The following is a 19,695-nucleotide window of genomic DNA, read 5'->3' on the forward strand; positions in this document are numbered from 1 at the left end:
GTTACCCCGGCCCTGCGGCAATGTTATCTCCTCCGATCCCGCCCCGCGGCGGGTAGGGGAAAGATAAAAAACGGGCGGTGGTTTGCGATGCGTTGGTATGAGGTGCGGCCGGTCCGGTTCGTGATCATCGGGGTGGCGCTGGTGGGGCCAACGGCGTCGATCCTGCTGGCCTTGCTGCTGGCCGGCCATGTCGATGCCATCGTGGCGCTGCCGGCGCTGCTGGTCAATGTTGTCCTGGCCGTCGCCATCCTGCGCATGATCCAGTCCGACACCCGCCGTCTCACCGACTATGCCGAATTGCTGGGCGAGGCGGCCGCGCCCGTGCCACCGCCGGCCCTGGACAGCATCACGGCGGAATTCATCGCGTCGGCCATGGCGCGTGCCCATCAGGGCTGGCTGGACCGGGAAAGCCGGGATGCGGGACGCGCCGGCCTGTTCGAGGCGGTGATCGATCAGTTGCACGATCCCGTCATCCTGCTGGGGCCGGGGCGTGAGGTGCGGCGCGTCAATCAGGCCGCCTGCCATCTGTTCGGTGACCGGCTGCTGGACCGCGACCTGGCCAGTTCGGTACGCACGCCCAGCCTGCTGGAAGCCGCCGATGCCGTGCTGGCCGGTGGCGCGTCGCGGACGGTGGAGGTGCTGTTGCCGGTGCCGGTGGAGCGCACGCTCCAGGCGCGGGTGAAGCCCTTCCGTCCGCCGGGCAGCGACGGGCCGCCGCTGGTGCTCCTGACCCTGCATGACATCACCCTGCTGAAACGGTCCGAACAGATGCGCGCCGATTTCGTGGCCAATGCCAGTCATGAGCTGCGCACGCCGCTTGCGGCCCTGATCGGCTTCATTGAGACGCTGCGCGGTCCCGCCAAGGATGACGCGGCAGCGCATGAGCGCTTCCTGGGTATCATGTTCGACCAGTCCAACCGCATGTCGCGGCTGGTCAACGATCTGCTGTCCCTCTCGCGGATCGAGATGGATGAGCACAGTCCGCCCACGATGGAAGTGGACGTGGGCAAGATCGTGCGCAATGTGGCCGCGACGCTGGAACTGCGCGCGGCGTCGCGCAAGGTGAAGCTGCGCCTGGAACAGCCGGATATCCTGCCGCCCGTGGTGGGGGATGAGGATCAGCTGAGCCAGGTGTTCCAGAACCTGATCGACAATGCCATCAAGTATGGCAAGGAACAGACGGAAGTGACCGTGGCGATCACCGCCCCCGTCAACAGCAAGGCCGGTGCCGTGCGGGGGCCCGCCATCATGGTGGCTGTCACCGACCGCGGCGATGGCATCGCCCGCACCCATCTGCCGCGCCTGACGGAGCGATTCTACCGCGTGGACCCGGCCCGGTCGCGCGCGCTGGGTGGTACCGGGTTGGGGCTCGCCATCGTGAAGCATATCGTCAACCGCCACCGCGGCCGCCTGATCATCGACAGCGAGGTGGGCAAGGGCAGCACCTTCACCGTCATCCTGCCGGCGGTAAAGGCGGTCGAGGGCAAGCGCGAGGCGGGTTGAGCCTCATTTACTCTCCGCGGCCCTCTTCTTCTCGGCGAACGCCTTGGCCTCGGGTGCATGCAGCCCGCCATCGGCCAGGAACTTCCACGACCCGTCCTTCTGCTTGCGCCAGATGGTGACATAGCGTGAGGGCGGCAGCTCCTCCTTCGTGCCATCGGACTTTACCTTGAAATAGCGGGCCTTGCCCCAGGTATAGCCCAGGGTGCCGTCATCTGACACCGCACCATCCACCGGGGCCCAGTCGATCTCCAGATCGGAGGTGAAGATCCTGGCCAGGTCGGCATTGTCGGTGCCCGGTACGGGGTCGTTCAGCATCGACACGCGCGCCTCGGCATATTCCATGAAGGCCTGGCCGGCCCCCACCTGTTTGGCGCGGGCGGCAAAGGCGCGGTCCGCCTCCATCACGGTCTGGGCGGGATGGCTTTGGGCCATTACCGGCCCCATCACCGGCATTGTCATGATTGTTGCGCAGGTCAGCGCACCGAATGCCCGCGAAATCGTTCCGGCCTTGCGCCGGCCCCTGTCCGGAAAACCCATGTCCATCTCCTTGCAGAAGTGAAATAATCCTGTGATTTCAATGGTGAAGGACACCGGGGCTGCTGCCAACGGCCAATGTGTTACGCGACTGTATCGCAAGCCCGCGCTGTGATCTTCCGGGGGCGGTGTCATCGAACTGTAACGCAGGTGTAGTATTTGCGTCTCTCAGCACAGCTATGGTCCCGGCACCCAGCAGGGACATGGACACATGATGAAGGTCGGCGTCACAGGACGCACGCCCTTCGGTGTGCCGCCCAGATAACCGGAGGCCCTTGTCGTGACCACCAAGAAGCTCGTCCTCGCCGCCGTCCTTGGCGCCGTTTCCTTCGTCGGCCTGGCCGGCGCCGCTGCCGCCCGCGACCAGATCCGCATCGTCGGTTCCTCCACGGTGTTCCCCTTCACCTCCACGGTTGTCGAGCGCTTCGGCCAGACCACGAAGTTCGGCGCTCCGATCCTGGAGTCCACCGGCACCGGCGGCGGCATGAAGCTGTTCTGCTCCGGCATCGGCGCCGATTTCCCGGACGCCACCGGTGCCTCGCGCGCCATGAAGGCCAGCGAGTACGACACCTGCCAGAAGAACGGCGTCGAGCAGATCACCGAGCTGGTGATCGGCTATGACGGTATCGGCTTCGTCCAGTCCAAGAAGGGCAAGCCCTTCAACGTGACCAAGGCCCAGCTGTTCGCCGCACTGGCCAAGGAAGTGGAAGTCAACGGTCAGGTCGTCGCCAACCCCTTCAAGACCTGGAAGGATGTCGACGCCTCCCTGCCGGCGATCGAGATCGAAGTTCTGGGCCCGCCGCCGACGTCCGGCACCCGCGACGCCTGGGTCGAGCTGGTGATGGAGCCGGGCTGCAAGGAATTCCCGGCCATCAAGGCCCTGGACGCCACCCGTCACGCCGCCGTCTGCAAGACCGTCCGTGAGGATGGCGCCTATGTCGAAGCCGGCGAGAACGATAACGTGATCGTGCAGCGTCTGGGTGCCAACCCGAACGCCTTCGGCATCTTCGGCTACAGCTACCTGGAAGAGAACCAGGACAAGCTGCACGGCCTGACGGTCAACGGCATCGAGCCGAAGTACGAGACCATCGCCAATGGTCAGTACCCGATCTCCCGCCCGCTGTTCGTCTACTTCAAGAACCAGCATTTCGGCGTGATCCCCGGCCTGAAGGAATTCCTGGCCGAGTACGCGTCGGAGCGTGCGATGGGCGACGAAGGCTATCTGGCCGACAAGGGCCTGGTGCCGCTGCCGGCCGACAAGCGCAAGATGTCCGAAGCCGCCGCGCAGAAGCTGACCCCGATGGCCAAGCCGGCGTCGTGATGTGCAGCCGGGTCGGCGCGGACTCTCGTGCCGACCCGGTGTATAAGCAGATGGCGGAACCGGCGGTGTCAGACCTGATGCCGCCGGTTTGCCGTGCAACCGGATCCCCCTGACAGCGGCGGATTAAAACCTATGTCAGTCACTTTGACCGTTGCCGTCCTGTTGTTCCTGTCGCTGGCTGGATTCTGGCTGGGACGCAACAGGGCCGTGGCAATTGCCGGCGGGCGCATCGCCAATCTGCACTCCGTCCCCAGTTATTATGGTTCCTACATGGCGCTCTGGGCCGGTCTTCCGGCCCTGGTGCTGATCCTGGCCTGGGTGGCGTTGCGTGGCGCCGTCATGGACTGGATCGTGCTGTCGTCGATGTCGCCGGAACAGCTGGAGGCCTGGGCGCGCGTCATGCTGGCGCCGGCCGAGCTGGAGACGCTGCTGACCTCCATCGCCGATGGCGCCTCTGCCCTGACCCAGACGCACCGCCAGTTGCTGCTGATCAATGTCGGCAATCTGGCCATCGGGCAGGCGCAATATGTGAATCCGGCCGTCATCGACGCCATCCAGCCGGCGGCGTCGCATATGACGCAGCTGCGCGGCCTGTCGGACTGGACCCTGTTCGGTGCCGTCGTGGCGCTGGCCGGCGGCGCCCTGGCCTACACCTGGTCGAAGATCAGCCCCGCTTTCCGGGCGCGCAACAATGTGGAACGCATCGTCACCACGCTGCTGGTGATCTGCTCCACCATCGCGGTGCTGACCACGGTTGGCATCGTGCTGTCGCTGCTGTTCGAAAGCATCCGGTTCTTCACCAAGGTGCCGATCACGGAGTTCCTGTTCGGCCTGCAATGGTCGCCGCAGACGGCGATGCGTGCCGACCAGGCGGGCTCGTCCGGGGCCTTCGGTGCCATTCCACTGTTCACCGGCACGCTGCTGATCGCCACCATCGCCATGCTGGTGGCGGCCCCGGTCGGCCTGATGTCAGCCATCTACCTGTCCGAATACGCCCCCCGGCGGGTGCGCGGCCTGGTGAAGCCGGTACTGGAGATCCTGGCCGGCGTGCCCACCGTGGTCTATGGTTTCTTCGCCATCCTGACCGTGGCGCCGTTCATCCGCGACCTGGGCGCCTTCTTCGGCATCCCCATCTCCTCGCAGAGCGCGCTGGCCGCCGGCATCGTGATGGGCGTGATGATCGTGCCCTTCGTCTCCTCCCTGGCCGACGACGTGATTAATGCCGTGCCGCAGTCGCTGCGCGACGGGTCCTACGGCCTGGGGGCGACCAAGTCGGAGACGATCAAACAGGTGGTGCTGCCCGCGGCCCTGCCCGGTGTCGTCGGTGCCTTGCTACTGGCCGTCAGCCGCGCCATCGGCGAGACGATGATCGTGGTGATGGCCGCCGGTCTGCAGGCCAGCCTGACGTTGAACCCGCTGGCCAGCGTCACCACCGTCACCGTGCAGATCAAGTCCATTCTGGTCGGCGACCAGGAGTTCGACAGTGCCAAGACGCTGTCGGTCTTCGCCCTGGGTCTGGTCCTGTTCCTGGTGACCCTGGCGCTGAACGTCGTCGCCCTCCGTATCGTCCAGAAATACCGGGAAAAATATGACTGAGATCGCAGAGCCGATGCAGGCAGCCCTCCCCGTGTCCTTCCACACTGGCGACATTGCAACCAGGCGACTGAAGGCGCGCTATGCCGCCGAACGACGCTTCCGCTTGTATGGCATCCTGGCGATCGTCTTCGCCTGCGCCATGCTGGTCATCCTCTTGTCCACCCTGCTGAAGGAAGGCACTTCGGCCTTCTTCCAGACGGAAGTGAAGCTGGCCGTTAGCATCGATGCCAGCGTCATCGATCCGCAGGGCACCGGCAACCCGGCCGAATGGGATCGCGGTGCCTTCCAGACCCTGGTGAGCGAAGCCCTGTACAAGGAGTTCCCCGAGGTCACCGGCCGTATCGAGAAGCGCGACGTGCGCGGGCTGATCAGCCCGGTGGCTGGCGTGCGCCTTGGCAAGATGCTGGATAAGGACCCGGCCCTGGTCGGCCAGACGGTGGAGATCTGGCTGCCGGCCTCGGACGGCATCAACCAGATCATGAAGGGCGGCATCGACCGTGATCTGCCGGAGGTGCAGCGGCCGATCAACGACAAGCAACTGGTCTGGTTCGATACGCTGGAACAGCGCGGCGACGTGCGGACGGCCTTCAACACCACCTTCTTCACGGCCAGCGACAGCAACTATCCCGAACTGGCGGGTCTGCTGGGGGCGGCCGTCGGTACCTTGCTGACCATGGCGGTGACCCTGTTCACGGCCCTGCCCATCGGTGTCGCGGCGGCGGTCTATCTGGAAGAGTTCGCGCCGAAGAACCGCTTCACCGAGATCATCGAGGTCAATATCAACAATCTGGCGGCCGTGCCCTCCATCGTGTTCGGTCTCCTGGGTCTGGCGGTGTTCCTGAACTTCTTCGGCATGCCGCGCTCGGCCCCGCTGGTCGGCGGCCTGGTGCTGGGCCTGCTGGTGCTGCCCACCATCATCATCGCCAGCCGCGCGTCGCTGAAGGGCGTTCCGCCCTCAATCCGGGAGGCGGCGCTGGGCATGGGCGCGTCGAAGCTTCAGGCCGTGTTGCACCATGTGCTGCCGCTGGCCATGCCGGGCATCATGACCGGCACCATCATCGGCATGGCCCATGCCGTGGGTGAGACGGCACCGCTGCTGATGATCGGCATGAACGCCTTCATCACCTCGGCCCCGGACAGCCTGCTGGACAGCTCGTCCGTCATGCCCGTGCAGATCTTCATGTGGTCGGACAAGCCAGAGCGCGGCTTCGTCGAACTGACCTCGGCCGCCATCCTCGTGCTGCTGGCCTTCCTGATCATGATGAACGGCGCCGCCATCTGGCTGCGCAAGAAATTCGAACGTCGGTGGTAAGAATGGACAGCATGACCTTGAACAAGCCCGTGCAAGCCGCCTCCACCCAGACGGTGAAGGTGTCAGCCCGCGACGTGAAGGTGTATTACGGCGCCAAGCGCGCCCTGCACGGCGTCAATGTCGATATCTACCGCAACGAGGTGCTGGCCATGATCGGCCCCTCGGGCTGTGGCAAATCGACCTTCCTGCGGACCCTGAACCGCATGAACGACACGATCGACATCTGCCGCGTCGAAGGCCAGATCCTGCTGGATGGTCAGGACATCTATGATCCGAAGCTGGACGTGGTGCAGCTGCGCGCCCGGGTCGGGATGGTGTTCCAGAAGCCGAACCCGTTCCCGAAATCGATCTATGAGAATGTCACCTACGGACCCAAGTTGCACGGCCTGGCCACCCGCAAGGACGAGTTCGACGCAATCGTCGAGACCTCGCTGAAGCGCGCCGGCCTGTGGAACGAGGTGAAGGACCGCCTGCAGGAGCCGGGTACCGGCCTGTCGGGTGGTCAGCAGCAGCGCCTGTGCATCGCCCGCGCCGTGGCCGTCAGCCCGGAAGTGATCCTGATGGACGAGCCCTGCTCGGCCCTGGACCCCATCGCCACCGCGCATATCGAAGAGCTGATCGACGAGTTGCGCGAAAGCTTCACCATCGCCATCGTCACCCACAACATGCAGCAGGCCGCCCGCGTCTCCCAGCGCACGGCCTTCTTCCACCTGGGCGACCTGGTGGAAGTGGGCGACACGGAAGAGATTTTCACCAACCCGCGTGACGAGCGCACCCAGGGCTATATCACCGGTCGGTATGGCTGATGCCTATCACCGCAGGTCAGGGCTCGCTCCGCTCGACCTGACCTGCGGGTGATCGCCGACCCGCCCCACAATCCGAGGACCCACGTCCATGTCGCCGACCGAACATACCGTCAAGTCCTTCGAGGCGGAATTGCAGCGCCTGTCCAACCAGATCGCCCAGATGGGCGGCGTGGTGGAGGCGCAGGTGGAAGCGGCCGTGCAGGCCGTGGGCCGCCGCGATGTTGAGGGCGCCACCAAAGTCATGCAGGGCGACGCCCGGCTGGACGAGTTCGAGCGCCAGATCGAACATGATGCCATCCGCATGCTGGCGCTGCGTGCACCGGTGGGCGTCGATCTGCGCGAGGTGCTGGCCGCCCTGAAGATCTCCGCCGATCTGGAACGCACGGGCGATTATGCCGCCAATATCGCCAAGCGCTCCATCGCGCTGGCCCAGCTGCCGGTCATGCGCCCCGCCGGGACCATCCCGCGCATGGGCCGCCTGGTGCAGGAGATGCTGAAGGATGTGCTGGATGCCTATATCGACCGCGATGTCGACAAGGCCGTGGCCGCCTGGCACCGGGACGAGGAGCTGGACGATCTCTATACCAGCCTGTTCCGCGAGGTTCTGACCTATATGATGGAAGACCCGCGCAACATCACGCCCTGCACGCACCTGCTGTTCATCGCCAAGAACCTGGAACGCGCCGGCGACCATGCCACCAACATTGCCGAGACGGTGCATTTCCTGGTCAAGGGCCAGCCGCTGACCGGTGCCCGTCCCAAGGGCGATAATTCCAGCTTCACCATCATCGAACCGGCCGAGGGCGAGGGCTGATCGCCCCCGCCCGCAACCGCCTAGCCCCCAGGGATACCGATGAACGCCGCCTTGAAGCCGCTGATCCTGGTTGTCGAAGACGAAGCCGATCTCGTCACTCTTTTGACCTACAATCTGGAGCGTGAAGGGTTCCGGGTCATCACCGCCGGTGACGGGGAAGAAGCGCTGCTACAGGCCGACGAGCGCAGCCCGCACCTGATCCTGCTGGACTGGATGCTGCCGCTGATGAGCGGGCTGGAGGTCTGCCGCCAGCTGCGCCGCAATCCCAAGACCCGCGAGACCCCGGTCATCATGCTGACGGCGCGGGGCGAGGAGGCGGACAAGGTGCGTGGCCTGAACAGCGGTGCCGACGATTACCTGTCCAAGCCGTTCAGCCCCACCGAACTGGTGGCCCGCATCCGCGCCGTACTGCGCCGCGCCTCGCCGGGTCTGGCGGAGGAACTGCTGCGCTTTTCCGACATCTCCATGGATCTGGCCGCCCACCGCGTGCGCCGAGGCGGCCGCGACATCCATCTGGGACCCAAGGAATTCGCCCTGCTGCGCCATTTCATGCAGCATCCCGGCCGGGTGTTCTCGCGCGAGCAGCTGCTGGACATCGTCTGGGGCCACGATGTCTATGTCGAGCTGCGGACGGTCGACGTGCATATCCGCCGCCTGCGCAAGGCGCTGAACGAGACGGAAGAGCAGGACGTGATCCGCACCGTCCGGTCGGCGGGATACGCGCTGGATACCAAGACGACGATGTGAGTGTTGGGGAGCGTTGAAACAATAACGGGCGCTGCCGTTGGCCGCGCCCGTTATTGTTTCGCAGATAAGCCCTGTTTCGTCATCCCGGCGAAAGCCGGGACCCAGGGGCCAGGCACCCGACCTGTCGGCAGCTTCGATCGACGCAGCGTCGAGGTTTGTCTTGTGGCCCCTGCGTCCCGGCTTTCGCTGGGATGACGGGGAGAGCATTACGAGCGGATATCACCCCAACTGCCGGCGCAGATGGTTCAGCACGTCGGTGCGGGTCAGCAGGCCCAGGAACAGAGTGCCGTCCATGATGATGGCCACCATGTTGCGGTCGAACAGGGCGCGCAGATCGGCCATGGTCGCCGTGACGGGCAGGGTTTCCAGCCGGTTGACCATGGCCGTATAGACCTTGTCGCGGAACCGGGCCGGGTCCTTTTCGACATGCAGCAGCAGGTCGCTTTCATCCAGGATGCCGATCACCCGCTCCCCCTCCATCACGGGCAACTGCGATACGTCGCTGATCCGCATGCGCTTGTACGCCGTCAGCAGCGTGTCCTCCGGCCCGACGGTGACCACCTGGCCCTTGTCGAAGCGGCGGGTCATCAGGTCGCGCAGGTCGTTGTGCCGGTCGCGCGGGGTGAAGCCGTGATCTTCCATCCAGGCGTCATTGAACATCTTCGACAGGTATTTGTTGCCCGTATCGCAGACGAAGGTGACGACGCGCTTCTTCGTGGTCTGGGCGCGGCAATATTTCAAGGCGGCGGCGAACAGGGTGCCCGACGACGACCCGGCCAGGATGCCCTCCCGCCGCAGCAGGTCGCGCGCGGCGTTCAGGCTTTCGGTATCGGTGACGTAATAGGCGGCCTTGGCGTACTGGAGATCGCAGATGGGCGGCACGAAATCCTCACCCACCCCTTCCACCACCCAGGAACCGGGCTCGTCATGCGTGCCCTTGTTCACCAGATCGGCGATGATGGAGCCGGCGGGATCGCCGATCACCATTTCCGTCTTGGGGCTGGCCTTGGCGAAGAAGGCACCCAGGCCGGTGAAGGTGCCGCCGGACCCGATGCCGGAGACCACCGCATCGATATCGCCATCCATCTGTGCGAACATTTCCGGCCCCGTCCATTCCTCATGCGCGCGGGGATTGGCCGGGTTGGCGAACTGGTTGACATAGAAGCTGCCGGGGATCTCATTCGACAGGCGCTCGGCAATGTCCTGGTAATAGGCGGGGTGCCCCTTTCCCACGTCCGACCGGGTGATATGGATCTGCGCACCCAGGGCACGGAGATTGTTGATCTTCTCCGTCGCCATCTTGTCGGGGATGACCAGGATCAGGCGATAGCCCTTGGCGGCGCAGACCAGGGCCAAGCCCAGGCCGGTATTGCCGGCCGTCGCCTCGATCACGGTGCCGCCGGGGGCCAGCGTGCCATCGGCCTCCGCCGCCTCGATCATCTTCAGCGCGATGCGGTCCTTGATGGAGCCGCCGGGATTCTGGTTCTCCAGCTTCAGATACAGCTCGCACGGGCCGGTATCGAAACGGGTGATGCGGACGATCGGGGTGTTGCCGATCATGGACAGGATGGCAGGCGCCGAAGCGGGCGTCGCGGACATGGGTATCCCCCCTGGGGCAATTGATTTTGCCACCAGGGAACCGCATCCTGGATTTCCCCGCAAGGGCTTGTGGAATTACGACATCAAGCTGCGGCGCGGGCGCCCGCAACGCACGATTCCGGCGCAAACGGCCGCCCATCCGCAGCGATCAAACCCGCCTGGAAAAGCTGTTCGACATTGTCGGCCAGATTCTGCGCGCAGGCCGGGCGATCCCAGCCTTCCAGCCAGTTCTGTTCCAGGAAGGCGAGGATGGCCGGCTGGCCCAACTCCACCTCCCACAGGATGCCCAGAAGCGAGGCCAGCGCCTCTTCCCGGATCTGGGCCTGCTGGTCCACGGCGATGGCGCTGTTGGCCTCGTTGACGCGGCCCGATTCCGGGCCGGCACCCAGGCCGAAATCGATCAGCCCGCGCCGTTCCGGCGGGGCGACCAGCCAATGCGCCACCTCATGGATCAGCACATAGGCTTCCGACCGGGTGCGGATGGCCCGACCATCATAGGAGAAGGCATCCTGCGGCGCCTCGTCGATCACGCCGATGCCGAAGGCGCGGGCCAGATCGACGGCCGCTGCGCGGTGTTCTTCCGTGTCCACGCCAAGTGCCACCAGATCGCGCGTGGCGGCGATACGGGCCAGCACCTTGGCCGTCAGGCTGCCGGGCGCCAAGTTCGCGGCCACGCTGTTCAGCGCCTGGGGCAGGGTTTCATCGGGGATGGTCGTCAGCTGCATGGGCGGGGAGGATAGCCGGTACCGGCCCGGCGTGAAGTGCCAAACCGTCGCGTCGGCTTATCCCCTGGCGCAGAGGTGGCGGGCGCATCATTGCGCCAGCAAAGCAAGGATATAGTCCTTGGCCGCATCGGCATTGCGGGCCCGCAGCGCGCCCCGCCGCCAGAGGTCGCACAGCCCGTGCACCTCCCCCCAAGCCCGCATCACCCGGTCGCGCAGCGCGATGCTGAAGCCGGGCGGGTCGTCGGGCTGGCGGAAGGCGCGTGCGGCCAGCCGCGTCACCTTGGCGACCGAGGGTGCCAGGGTCGGTTGGGTCAGGTAATCCTGGCCGGGGATGCCATACATCAGGGCATAGAGTGACGGGCGCTCCAGCGCGAAATCGACATAGGCACGGTAAAGCGGACCCGCACCGGGCCGGCCGTCGGCATCGAAGCCCTCCTGAATGCCGATCGCCAGCCGATCGAATCCCTGCGCCGCCAGGGCCAGGGTCAGTTCGTGCTTGTCGGCGAAATGACGATATAGCGCCCGGTGGTTCACGCCCGTGGCCGCCGCCACGGCGCGCAAGGACAGGGCGTCGGGGCCGTCCGCCTCCACCATCACCAATGCCGCCGCCAGGGATGCGGCCCGCAGGTCGCCATGGTGGAAGCTGTCCCGTCGTGGCGGGGTGGTGGTCAGGGCCGCTTGGGACTGACGTACCATTCCACCACCATCGTCGACACCGGATTGCCGGCCGCGTCGGTGATCTCCACCTCCACGGGGAAGCGCACCTTGCCCTCGGCCTCCAACTCCGCCCGCAGTTCCGCGCCAGGACGGCCGGTGCGGGCGGTGGCCCGCAGATCACCCTTGGCCAGGGTCAGGAACTGGATCGTGGCCTGGGCCGCCACGGGGCGCACATTCATCAGCACGGGCGCCATGGCCCCCGCCATCGCCCCACCGCTGGCGGTTTCGGCCAGCGTGAAGATGACGCCGGCATGGGGTGTGCCCAGATGGTTCCCCACCTCCGCCCGGTCGGTCACCCTGGCCTCGGCGATGCCATCGCCAATACTGACCAGATCGATGCCGCAATGGCGCACGAAGGGAAGGGAACCCACCATCTGCTGGCGGATCATGTCATAGACCATCTTGGGCCTCACCTTGAACAGCAGGGGAAGAACGGTTTTCAGCATGTCTTGAAGTCTCCGATGGAGACATTAAGCGAAAAGCGAACGATCGGTCAAGAAGGTTCCGTGAGCCGGCGGGTCGTTCAGGAGGCCCGGGCAAAGCGCCAATGGGTCAGATGAGCACAGGCCTCGCCGGCTAGGTCCGCACGCCGATCCGGATCGGCATAAAGTTCTGCCGGGAAATGGGCACGGACGGTGTCGGTGGGTATGTAATCCAGCGCGATCACCAACCGGTCCTGATCGGTGGCATTTTCCACCTGGTGCGGGAAGGCAAAGTCGCCGGTCCACAATGTGCCGGGCGGGAAGGCCACCTTCTCATGCCCGATCCAGGTGAAGGCGTCGGGTGCGGCCTGAACGGTCAGCAACAGCCGGCAGAACGGCAGATGCAGGGCCTGATTGTCGAAATGCCATTTCAGCATGCCGTGGGGCGGCTGGCGCAGGATATAGGCACCATGCGCGGTTCCGCCCAAACCGGCCATGATCCCATCCAGCACCGGCAAATGGGCCAGGGTAGGGGTCGGGGTGCCGGCCGGTATGGCATAGCTGGTGGGCATGTCGATCAGCGTGATGGCGGTCCAGCTGCCGTCATTGCTGCCGTAATGCCCGCGTTCCGCCACCGGCACGCTGTCGATGGTGGCCAGGGTCTGGCGGACCAGCTCCTGGTCGTCGACGGCAATGTCGGACGCTGCCGCCAGCATCAATCCACTATCCAGCGTCTGTTGCTGCCAGGGATGCAGGTCCGTCATGGATCACCGCCGATGGAACAGGGTGACGCGATAGGCCGGCCGGTCGGGCCCTTCCGGCATCTGCAGCGCCAGCTCCTCGCCCAGGAAGGCGGTGCGGTCGAAATCGGGGAAATGGGTGTCGCCCGGCGGGCTGGCCGCGATTTCCGTCAGATAGACGCGGTCGGCCAGGGCCAGGGTCATGGCATAGATCTGCGCCCCGCCGATCACCATCACCTCCTCCACCCCGGCCTCTTCCGCCAGGCGCTTGCCGGTCTCGATGGCGCTGTCCAGATCATGGACCACGATGGCGCCGTCGGCCGTGAAGTCGCGGTTGGTGGTCAGCACGATGTGCGGGCGGCCGGGCAGGGGTTTCGACCCGAAGCTCTCCCACGTCTTGCGGCCCAGGATCACCGGCTTGCCCATGGTCACCTGCTTGAAGAAACGCAGATCGTTGGGCAGCTTCCAGGGCATGCGGCCTTCATGGCCGATGACCCCGTTACGGGCGACGGCGGCGATCAGGGAAATGAACAAGACGGAACTCTCCGGTCGGTTGGGTGGATGACATTAACCGCCGGGCGGGCTAATGAAAACAGCCCTGCACAGCATATCCGAGAAACCGGAGCCGACGGTCGATGCGCCATCCCGAACAGCAATATCTGGACCTGATGGCCGACATCCTGGCCCGTGGCGATGCCCGCGTGGACCGTACCGGTGTCGGTACCCGGTCGCTGTTCGGGTCGATGATGCGCTTCGACCTGTCGGACGGAACGGTGCCGATCCTGACCACCAAGCGCGTCTATTGGAAGATGGCGGTCAAGGAGATGCTGTGGTTCCTGACCGGCGGCACCAATATCCAGCCGCTGCTGAAGGACAAGGTCACCATCTGGACCGACTGGCCGCTGGCGACATACCGCCGGGAGACGGGGGAGGAGATCAGCCAGGCCGCGTTCGAACAACGCATTGTCGAGGATGATGCCTTCGCCGCCCGCTGGGGTGAGCTGGGCCCCGTCTATGGCAAGCAATGGCGCCGCTGGCTGGGCCCCGACGGGCGCGAACATGACCAGATCGCCACCCTGATCAAGGGGTTGCGGGAAACGCCCGCCAGCCGCCGCCTGCTGTTCCATGCCTGGAACGTGCCGGAACTGGGCGGCATGGCCCTGCCGCCCTGCCACATGGTCTATCAGTACCATGTGACCAGCGACGGCCGCCTGAACGGGCTGATGTATCAGCGCAGTTGCGACGTGCTGCTGGGCCTGCCCTTCAACCTGACCGGGGCCGTGGCGCTGCAGGCCATGCTGGCCCAGCAGGCGGGGCTGCGGCTGGGTGAGTTCGTGTGGATGGGCGGCGACGTGCATCTCTATATGAACCACCTGGACGCGGCGCGCGAACAACTGTCCCGTGCCCCCCGCCCCCTGCCGCGCCTGACCCTGGCCCGCCGGCCGGACAGCATCGACGGCTATCGGATCGAGGATTTTGTGGTCGAAGGGTACGACCCACACCCGCCGATCAAGGCGGATGTGGCGGTGTGATGGTCTTGCATTATACGATAATTCTCGTATAATAGGAGCCAAGATGGGATGGCGCGTGGTCAAGGCCCGGGTTTTGCGTGATCTGCGCGAAGGCCGGTTCCTGCATGAGGCGCGCAACAGCATCGAGGTCAAGAACCAGCTGGCGATGGGCGAGGTGTCGGCGGGCTTCGTGCATGACCTGATTGCCGGCGCCACCGGCAACCACCATCGCACCAGCCCTCACCATGCCCATGCGGAAATCCAGGTCCACACGGTTGTGCGCAACGGCCGGTACATAAAGTTCTACTTCCTTGACCCGGATACCACATTCATCAGCGTCCATCGCTGAAGGCAGGCGGCAGTGAAGCTTTATGTCGAGGGCGAGAGGGGCAGGGCGGTTTGCCAGCGTGATGGGCTGGTCACCACCAGCTTCCATTATCGCGATGTGCCCTTCGATGATGGCAAGGGCAGCGTGCCCGATATTCTGGTCGGGGTGTGCGACCGGTGCGGGGACGTGGTGACCGTCCCGCCACAATCCACGCCCGCCATTCGGGCGGCACGGGAACGCTCCACGGTGCCGCTGGAGGCGCAGTTGCCCGCCATCTATCTGGAAACGCTCGATCTTGCCGCCTACCGCATCAATCCGCTGCTATCGACGGATTTCCGCAAGGCACTGCTGACCTACTATCTTCATGGTGCGGCCACGGAGAAGGAAGGGGCGGCGGGTCTGTTGGCCGACTGGCAATCCTTCCTCGACGCCTTTCCCGCCGCTGAAGGGCAATCGCCCCGCAAGCGCCTGTCCATGAAGATTTCCCCGTCGCTGTCACAGGAGATCGACAGGCTGATGGCGGTTACGGCGCTCAATAGGACGGATCTGATCAAGTCCGTGGTCGGCCGCATCCATAAGGACATCGTGCTGCCCGAACGGCCCAAGGCGTTGGCCGCATTGCAGCGTTTTGCCGGGGCGTCTGCCTGAAGGTACGCTCATTCCAATGGCAGTCTGCCTACCAAATAATCAATATTTTACAGTATGATGACGGTAATTTTCGTGGGAAGCTGGCGACCCTTTCGACCGGCCGGAGATGACCCGCGATGACCCGCCTGCGTTGCCTTGCCCTGTCGCTCTGCCTTGCCAGTGCCCTGTCCACCCTGCCCGCCACGGGGGCCTGGGCGCAGAAGGAAAGTGCGGTGATCACGGCGCTGCCCGTGGGCAAGGCCATGGTGTCGTCCGCCGATCCGCGCGCCACCGATGCGGGACGGGAAATCCTGCGCCAGGGTGGATCGGCGGCGGACGCGGCGGCGGCGCTGATGCTGGCCTTGACGGTGGTGGAGCCGGAATCGTCGGGCATCGGCGGCGGCGGCTTCATGCTGTACCACCCGGCAGGCAGCAAGGACACGTTCAGCTATGATGGGCGGGAGGAGGCGCCGGCCGCCGCCAGGCCCGACCGGTTCATGAAGAATGGCCAGGAGATGGAGTATGAGGATGCCCGCTCGGGCGGCCTCTCCGTCGGGGTGCCGGGCAATATCCGCCTGATCGAACTGGCCCATCAACGCCATGGCAAGCTGCCCTGGACGGCTTTGTTCCAGCCGGCGATCCGGCTGGCGCGCGATGGCTATGTCGTGACCCCGCGCATGGTCAAGTATCTAGCGGAACAGACGCCGCTGCTGAAGGTCTCCAAAGAGGCGCAGGAACTCTACTACCAGCCCGACGGCACGCCCAAGCCGGCGGGATCGGTGATCAGGAACCCCAAGCTGGCCGATCTGCTGACCCTGGTGGCGGAGCAGGGGGCGGATGCCTTCTACACGGGGCCGGCGGCCGACCGGCTGCGCGCAGCGGTGGCCAACTCGCCCCGTCATCCGAGTGCGATAACCGCCAACGACATGACTGCCTATCGCGCCGTATCGCGCCCGCCGGTCTGCGGCACCTATCGCGTCTATACCGTCTGCGGCATGGGTCCGCCCTCCTCCGGTGGCATTGCGGTGCTGACCATCCTGAAGCAGATGGAAGGCTATGACATTCCCGCCATGGGCAAGGACAGCGTGGAAGCCTGGCATATCCTGGGCGAATCGATGCGGCTGGCCTATGCCGACCGGGCCAAATGGCTGGCCGACCCCGACCATGTGAAGGTGCCGGTCGATGGGCTGACCGACCCCGCCTATATCAAGGACCGGGCAAAGCTGATCGAGCGCAAGAAGGCCATGCCCAAGGCGCTGCCCGGCACGCCCAAGGATGCGCCACGCGTGTCGGACATCCCGGATAACGAGATCCCCGGCACCACCCATTTCTCGGTCGCCGATGAATGGGGCAATGTCGCCTCCATGACCTCCACCATCGAGGATATCTATGGCTCCGGCATCATCGTCGACGGCTATGTCCTGAATAATGAGCTGACGGATTTCAACTTCATCCCCGATGTGGACGGGGTGCCCACCGCCAACCGGGTGGAGCCGGGCAAGCGCCCGCGCAGTTCCATGTCGCCCACCATCGTCTATGACCAGAACGGGCAGGCGGTGCTGGCCATTGGGGCGGCCGGCGGGCCGACCATCATCGCCCAGACGGCCAAGGCCATCGTCGGCGTACTGGACTGGAAGCTGGATGTACGCGCGGCCATCGCCCTGCCCACCTTCATGGGCAATGGCGACGTGCTGCGTATAGAGGCAGGCACGTCGGTAGGCGCCATGGCCGACACGCTGCGCGCCATGGGCCATCAGGTGCAGGTCGATGATTTCGGCGGCAAGCTGAACGGTATCGACAAGATGACTGGCCAATGGCGCGGCGGGGCCGACCCGCGGTCCAACGGTACGGCGGGGGCTCCCTGACGCCCGGGTGACAAACCCCTTTAAACCAGACGCGCGACCGCCTATATAGTGCCTTGTCGGGTTCGCCCGACTATGGGGATAAACGCGGTGTGGAATAGACGTTGCGGACCCGGGGGCGGTACCCGGCGCCTCCACCATTCACCTCCGGCCTGACGGCTGAAGGTTCATGGGGGCGAAACAGGATCGACGCGCGTAATAAAGGCATAGTCTTCCCTCGGCATGATACCGCCGTTATCGGGTCAAACCTTATAGATGCCAACGATAACTCGGCGTCTGACCTTCGCATGGCTGCCTAATTCCCCCTAAAGGGCGTTAGTCAGTTAGCTTAGTTCGCAGCCCGGGGGGAGCTGGGCAACAGAATCCCCCCACCTTATTTCTGATCCCTCAGGCGCCGGGCGCGGCCATCCGCCCGCTTGGGCTTACGCCGCACGTGCGGCGGGCCGGCGGTCGCCGGCCTGAAACGGCTCCCATGCGGCTCATTATGTCCCCTGTGCGGGCTGTTGCGTGAACGGCCCCTTTTCCCGCATGGCTGCATGCGGGAATGCTGCCAATTACGCCCGACGCTTGATTCTCCGTTCGTAATAGGCTTGTGTGGGGCCGATGGGGGACGGGTCGTGCCGTCATGTTCGTTGCCAGGGGTTCGAGTACCGATGTCGCAGGAAATGCTCCGCTATGACCGCATGGTCGAGGCCGCCAAGCGCGGCGTCGTCAGACAGGCCCTGCGTGAGGTTTTGAACCGTGGCGGACAGCTGCCCGGTGAGCATCATTTCTACATCACCTTCCGCACCGATGCCGATGGGGTGGATATTCCCGACTATCTCCGCGCCAAATACCCGACGGAGATGACCATCGTCCTGCAGTACCAATTCTATGACCTGACGGTGGAAAACGACCGGTTCTCCGTGACGCTCAGCTTTGGCGGTGTGCTGCGCCGGCTGCTGGTGCCGTTCATCACCATTGTCACCTTCGCCGATCCGTCGGTGAATTTCGTCCTGCAGTTCCAGCCAGACGACATGCCCGACCTGCTGGTCGATGAGGAGGTCGAGGCGGAGTTGGAACAGGCGGACGATGCGCCGGTGGCCGACGGGGACGGTGACGACCAGCCCAAGCCCAGCGGCACCGTGGTGGCCCTGGACGCCTTCCGCAAGAAGTGATCCGCCCATGGCACCGCGCCCCCAACCCCCTTTCGTCGCCCATATCTTGGAGCTGATGGAACCGTTGGGGCCGGTGGTGGCGCGGTCGATGTTCGGCGGCTGGGGCCTGTCGATCGACGGGATGAATTTCGCCCTGATCGCGGGCGAGGAACTGTATCTGAAGACCGACGAGCAAAACCGTCCCACCTTTGAGGCGCAGGGCCTGCCGGCTTTTGCCCCCTATGCCGACCAGCCCGACAGGAAGATGAACTATCACATGCCCCCGGCCGAGGCGCTGGAGGATGCGGACAGTCTGCTGCCCTGGGCCCGCGCCGCGTTCGAGGCGGCGTTGCGCGCACCGCGCAAGGGCAAGAAGAAGTAACCCCCTCCTACTTTCCGCACGGTCGTGCTTTCTTCCTTGACGGCACCGGCCGCTTCGGGCGTCCTGTCGGCCAACGATAATCCAGGCAAGGGGGACCCCGGAATGACCGATCATGTGCTGGTGAGCGACGCTGATGGCGTGCGCACGATCACCCTGAACCGCGCCGATAAGCGCAACGCCCTGACCGCCGCCATGTATTCGGCGATGGCCGTGGCGCTGAAGACCGCACCGGATGCCGGCATCCGCGCCGTACTGTTCCAGGGGGCGGGGGGGTTCTTCACGGGTGGCAATGATATCGGCGATTTCCTGGCCAACCCTCCCTCGAGCAATGACGCGCCGGTGTTCCAGTTCCTGTTCGCCATCGCCACCACGCCGCTGCCGCTGGTGGCCGCGGTGGAGGGCATGGCGGTGGGTGTGGGCACCACCATGCTGCTGCATTGCGACCTGGTCTATGCCGCACCCGACGCCCGCCTGCATGTGCCCTTCGTCGATCTGGGCCTGGTGCCGGAAGCGGCCAGTTCCATCCTGATGCCGCGCACCATGGGCCATGCCCAGGCCGCCCGCATGCTGATGCTGGGTGAACCGCTGGGCGCCGATGAGGCGCTGGCCACCGGCATCCTGTCGGGCATCGTGCCCTCTGCCGACCTGGCGGCGCATGCGCTGGCCAAGGCCAAGGCACTGGCCGCCAAGCCCGTCAATGCCATGCGCCAGACCAAGGCCCTGATGCGCCCCGGTCAGGCGGAAATCCTGGCCACCATGCAGAAGGAGGCCCAGATCTTCGGCGCCTGCCTGCGCTCGCCCGAAGCCATGGCCGCCTTCCAGGCCTTCATGACCAAGGGCAAGAAGTAAAGGTTGGGGGGCGAGCGGAACGGGGTGAGCCTGTGAGCCCTGGGCCCCGGCCTTCGCCGGGAGGCGATAACCACTATACAGTGGGTGACAGCACATAGCCCCTTGGTGGGAGTGGCGGCGGGGGCGGCGATGCGATAGAGCTATGCCGCCCTGCAACATGACCG

The 19,695-nt window shown here is 65.2% G+C and carries 21 protein-coding genes and 1 other RNA gene; 15 read left to right on the forward strand and 7 right to left on the reverse strand.

The window, feature by feature from the left end; all coding sequences use genetic code 11:
- The first annotated feature begins 87 nt into the window (after positions 1-87).
- Entirely contained in the window at positions 88-1,503 is a 1,416-nt protein-coding gene (locus AC1Q7F_RS02870; protein ID WP_492503598.1) for an ATP-binding protein, read from the forward strand.
- Between the two features lie 3 nt (positions 1,504-1,506).
- Here the strand turns inward: AC1Q7F_RS02870 and AC1Q7F_RS02875 are convergent, their stop codons facing one another.
- Positions 1,507-1,935: a Cif family virulence factor gene (locus tag AC1Q7F_RS02875; RefSeq protein ID WP_492503600.1), complete on the reverse strand. Its 429-nt coding sequence runs from the start codon at positions 1,933-1,935 to the stop codon at positions 1,507-1,509.
- 382 nt (positions 1,936-2,317) lie between these two features.
- Between AC1Q7F_RS02875 and AC1Q7F_RS02880 the strand changes: the two genes are divergently transcribed.
- From AC1Q7F_RS02880 to phoB, 6 genes are all read left to right on the forward strand, one after another.
- Positions 2,318-3,358: a substrate-binding domain-containing protein gene (locus AC1Q7F_RS02880; protein ID WP_492503602.1), complete on the forward strand. Its 1,041-nt coding sequence runs from the start codon at positions 2,318-2,320 to the stop codon at positions 3,356-3,358.
- Between the two features lie 132 nt (positions 3,359-3,490).
- Positions 3,491-4,954: a phosphate ABC transporter permease subunit PstC gene (gene pstC, locus AC1Q7F_RS02885; RefSeq protein ID WP_492503604.1), complete on the forward strand. Its 1,464-nt coding sequence runs from the start codon at positions 3,491-3,493 to the stop codon at positions 4,952-4,954.
- Positions 4,947-6,266 carry a phosphate ABC transporter permease PstA gene (pstA, locus tag AC1Q7F_RS02890; RefSeq protein ID WP_492503606.1) on the forward strand — a complete coding sequence of 440 codons (1,320 nt, stop codon included), beginning with the start codon at positions 4,947-4,949 and terminating at the stop codon, positions 6,264-6,266. The genes pstC and pstA overlap by 8 nt, the downstream gene beginning before the upstream one ends.
- Before the next feature lie 2 nt (positions 6,267-6,268).
- Positions 6,269-7,072: a phosphate ABC transporter ATP-binding protein PstB gene (gene pstB, locus AC1Q7F_RS02895; protein ID WP_492503608.1), complete on the forward strand. Its 804-nt coding sequence runs from the start codon at positions 6,269-6,271 to the stop codon at positions 7,070-7,072.
- 88 nt (positions 7,073-7,160) lie between these two features.
- Entirely contained in the window at positions 7,161-7,886 is a 726-nt protein-coding gene (gene phoU, locus AC1Q7F_RS02900; RefSeq protein ID WP_492503609.1) for a phosphate signaling complex protein PhoU, read from the forward strand.
- A 39-nt stretch (positions 7,887-7,925) separates the two neighbouring features.
- Positions 7,926-8,633, forward strand: coding sequence for a phosphate regulon transcriptional regulator PhoB (gene phoB / locus AC1Q7F_RS02905; protein WP_492503611.1), 708 nt, complete (start codon positions 7,926-7,928; stop codon positions 8,631-8,633).
- A gap of 219 nt (positions 8,634-8,852) precedes the next feature.
- On the opposite strand, the gene AC1Q7F_RS02910 is transcribed toward phoB, so the two are convergent.
- The 6 genes from AC1Q7F_RS02910 to AC1Q7F_RS02935 all read right to left on the reverse strand — a co-directional run bounded on the left by AC1Q7F_RS02910 (position 8,853) and on the right by AC1Q7F_RS02935 (position 13,370).
- A complete protein-coding gene (locus AC1Q7F_RS02910; protein WP_492503613.1) occupies positions 8,853-10,232 on the reverse strand; it encodes a pyridoxal-phosphate dependent enzyme in 1,380 nt (459 codons plus the stop codon).
- A gap of 83 nt (positions 10,233-10,315) precedes the next feature.
- The gene (locus tag AC1Q7F_RS02915; RefSeq protein WP_492503615.1) at positions 10,316-10,957 is read right to left on the reverse strand and encodes an elongation factor P hydroxylase; all 642 of its coding nucleotides are present in this window, start codon (positions 10,955-10,957) and stop codon (positions 10,316-10,318) included.
- Between the two features lie 87 nt (positions 10,958-11,044).
- Entirely contained in the window at positions 11,045-11,653 is a 609-nt protein-coding gene (locus AC1Q7F_RS02920) for a TetR/AcrR family transcriptional regulator (RefSeq protein ID WP_492503617.1), read from the reverse strand.
- Positions 11,626-12,120 (reverse strand): PaaI family thioesterase, encoded by a 495-nt coding sequence (locus tag AC1Q7F_RS02925; protein ID WP_492503619.1) that lies wholly within the window; start codon positions 12,118-12,120, stop codon positions 11,626-11,628. The genes AC1Q7F_RS02920 and AC1Q7F_RS02925 overlap by 28 nt, the downstream gene beginning before the upstream one ends.
- Before the next feature lie 77 nt (positions 12,121-12,197).
- On the reverse strand, positions 12,198-12,860 hold the full coding sequence (locus AC1Q7F_RS02930; protein WP_492503621.1) for an aspartyl/asparaginyl beta-hydroxylase domain-containing protein: 663 nt from the start codon (positions 12,858-12,860) through the stop codon (positions 12,198-12,200).
- A 3-nt stretch (positions 12,861-12,863) separates the two neighbouring features.
- A complete protein-coding gene (locus AC1Q7F_RS02935) occupies positions 12,864-13,370 on the reverse strand; it encodes a dihydrofolate reductase (RefSeq protein ID WP_492503623.1) in 507 nt (168 codons plus the stop codon).
- A gap of 101 nt (positions 13,371-13,471) precedes the next feature.
- Here AC1Q7F_RS02935 and AC1Q7F_RS02940 point away from each other — a divergent pair, with 101 nt between their 5' ends.
- From AC1Q7F_RS02940 to AC1Q7F_RS02975, 8 genes are all read left to right on the forward strand, one after another.
- Positions 13,472-14,368 carry a thymidylate synthase gene (locus AC1Q7F_RS02940; protein ID WP_492503625.1) on the forward strand — a complete coding sequence of 299 codons (897 nt, stop codon included), beginning with the start codon at positions 13,472-13,474 and terminating at the stop codon, positions 14,366-14,368.
- Between the two features lie 43 nt (positions 14,369-14,411).
- Complete coding sequence (locus tag AC1Q7F_RS02945; RefSeq protein ID WP_492503627.1) at positions 14,412-14,696, forward strand: hypothetical protein; 285 nt, start codon at positions 14,412-14,414, stop codon at positions 14,694-14,696.
- Positions 14,697-14,708: 12 nt separating this feature from the next.
- Positions 14,709-15,323, forward strand: a complete 615-nt coding sequence (locus AC1Q7F_RS02950) for a hypothetical protein (protein WP_492503628.1) — start codon at positions 14,709-14,711, stop codon at positions 15,321-15,323.
- A 116-nt stretch (positions 15,324-15,439) separates the two neighbouring features.
- Positions 15,440-17,167, forward strand: a complete 1,728-nt coding sequence (gene ggt / locus AC1Q7F_RS02955) for a gamma-glutamyltransferase (protein WP_492503630.1) — start codon at positions 15,440-15,442, stop codon at positions 17,165-17,167.
- A gap of 15 nt (positions 17,168-17,182) precedes the next feature.
- Positions 17,183-17,537, forward strand: a transfer-messenger RNA (tmRNA) gene (gene ssrA / locus AC1Q7F_RS02960).
- 280 nt (positions 17,538-17,817) lie between these two features.
- Positions 17,818-18,321 carry an SspB family protein gene (locus AC1Q7F_RS02965; RefSeq protein WP_492503632.1) on the forward strand — a complete coding sequence of 168 codons (504 nt, stop codon included), beginning with the start codon at positions 17,818-17,820 and terminating at the stop codon, positions 18,319-18,321.
- Positions 18,322-18,328: 7 nt separating this feature from the next.
- Positions 18,329-18,682, forward strand: coding sequence for a TfoX/Sxy family protein (locus tag AC1Q7F_RS02970; RefSeq protein ID WP_492503634.1), 354 nt, complete (start codon positions 18,329-18,331; stop codon positions 18,680-18,682).
- Between the two features lie 102 nt (positions 18,683-18,784).
- Entirely contained in the window at positions 18,785-19,531 is a 747-nt protein-coding gene (locus AC1Q7F_RS02975; RefSeq protein ID WP_492503636.1) for an enoyl-CoA hydratase-related protein, read from the forward strand.
- The last annotated feature ends 164 nt before the right edge of the window (positions 19,532-19,695 follow it).

Source organism: Niveispirillum sp. GW835-FHT14G11, from assembly GCF_058793615.1.

Coding starts and splice junctions, on each gene's coding strand:
- AC1Q7F_RS02870 (WP_492503598.1), top strand. CDS start 88: ATGCGTTGGTATGAGGTGCGGCCGGTCCGGTTCGTGATCATCGGGGTG.
- AC1Q7F_RS02875 (WP_492503600.1), bottom strand. CDS start 1,935: ATGGCCCAAAGCCATCCCGCCCAGACCGTGATGGAGGCGGACCGCGCC.
- pstC (WP_492503604.1), top strand. CDS start 3,491: ATGTCAGTCACTTTGACCGTTGCCGTCCTGTTGTTCCTGTCGCTGGCT.
- pstA (WP_492503606.1), top strand. CDS start 4,947: ATGACTGAGATCGCAGAGCCGATGCAGGCAGCCCTCCCCGTGTCCTTC.
- pstB (WP_492503608.1), top strand. CDS start 6,269: ATGGACAGCATGACCTTGAACAAGCCCGTGCAAGCCGCCTCCACCCAG.
- phoU (WP_492503609.1), top strand. CDS start 7,161: ATGTCGCCGACCGAACATACCGTCAAGTCCTTCGAGGCGGAATTGCAG.
- phoB (WP_492503611.1), top strand. CDS start 7,926: ATGAACGCCGCCTTGAAGCCGCTGATCCTGGTTGTCGAAGACGAAGCC.
- AC1Q7F_RS02910 (WP_492503613.1), bottom strand. CDS start 10,232: ATGTCCGCGACGCCCGCTTCGGCGCCTGCCATCCTGTCCATGATCGGC.
- AC1Q7F_RS02915 (WP_492503615.1), bottom strand. CDS start 10,957: ATGCAGCTGACGACCATCCCCGATGAAACCCTGCCCCAGGCGCTGAAC.
- AC1Q7F_RS02920 (WP_492503617.1), bottom strand. CDS start 11,653: ATGGTACGTCAGTCCCAAGCGGCCCTGACCACCACCCCGCCACGACGG.
- AC1Q7F_RS02925 (WP_492503619.1), bottom strand. CDS start 12,120: ATGCTGAAAACCGTTCTTCCCCTGCTGTTCAAGGTGAGGCCCAAGATG.
- AC1Q7F_RS02930 (WP_492503621.1), bottom strand. CDS start 12,860: ATGACGGACCTGCATCCCTGGCAGCAACAGACGCTGGATAGTGGATTG.
- AC1Q7F_RS02940 (WP_492503625.1), top strand. CDS start 13,472: ATGCGCCATCCCGAACAGCAATATCTGGACCTGATGGCCGACATCCTG.
- AC1Q7F_RS02945 (WP_492503627.1), top strand. CDS start 14,412: ATGGGATGGCGCGTGGTCAAGGCCCGGGTTTTGCGTGATCTGCGCGAA.
- ggt (WP_492503630.1), top strand. CDS start 15,440: ATGACCCGCCTGCGTTGCCTTGCCCTGTCGCTCTGCCTTGCCAGTGCC.
- AC1Q7F_RS02965 (WP_492503632.1), top strand. CDS start 17,818: ATGTCGCAGGAAATGCTCCGCTATGACCGCATGGTCGAGGCCGCCAAG.
- AC1Q7F_RS02970 (WP_492503634.1), top strand. CDS start 18,329: ATGGCACCGCGCCCCCAACCCCCTTTCGTCGCCCATATCTTGGAGCTG.
- AC1Q7F_RS02975 (WP_492503636.1), top strand. CDS start 18,785: ATGACCGATCATGTGCTGGTGAGCGACGCTGATGGCGTGCGCACGATC.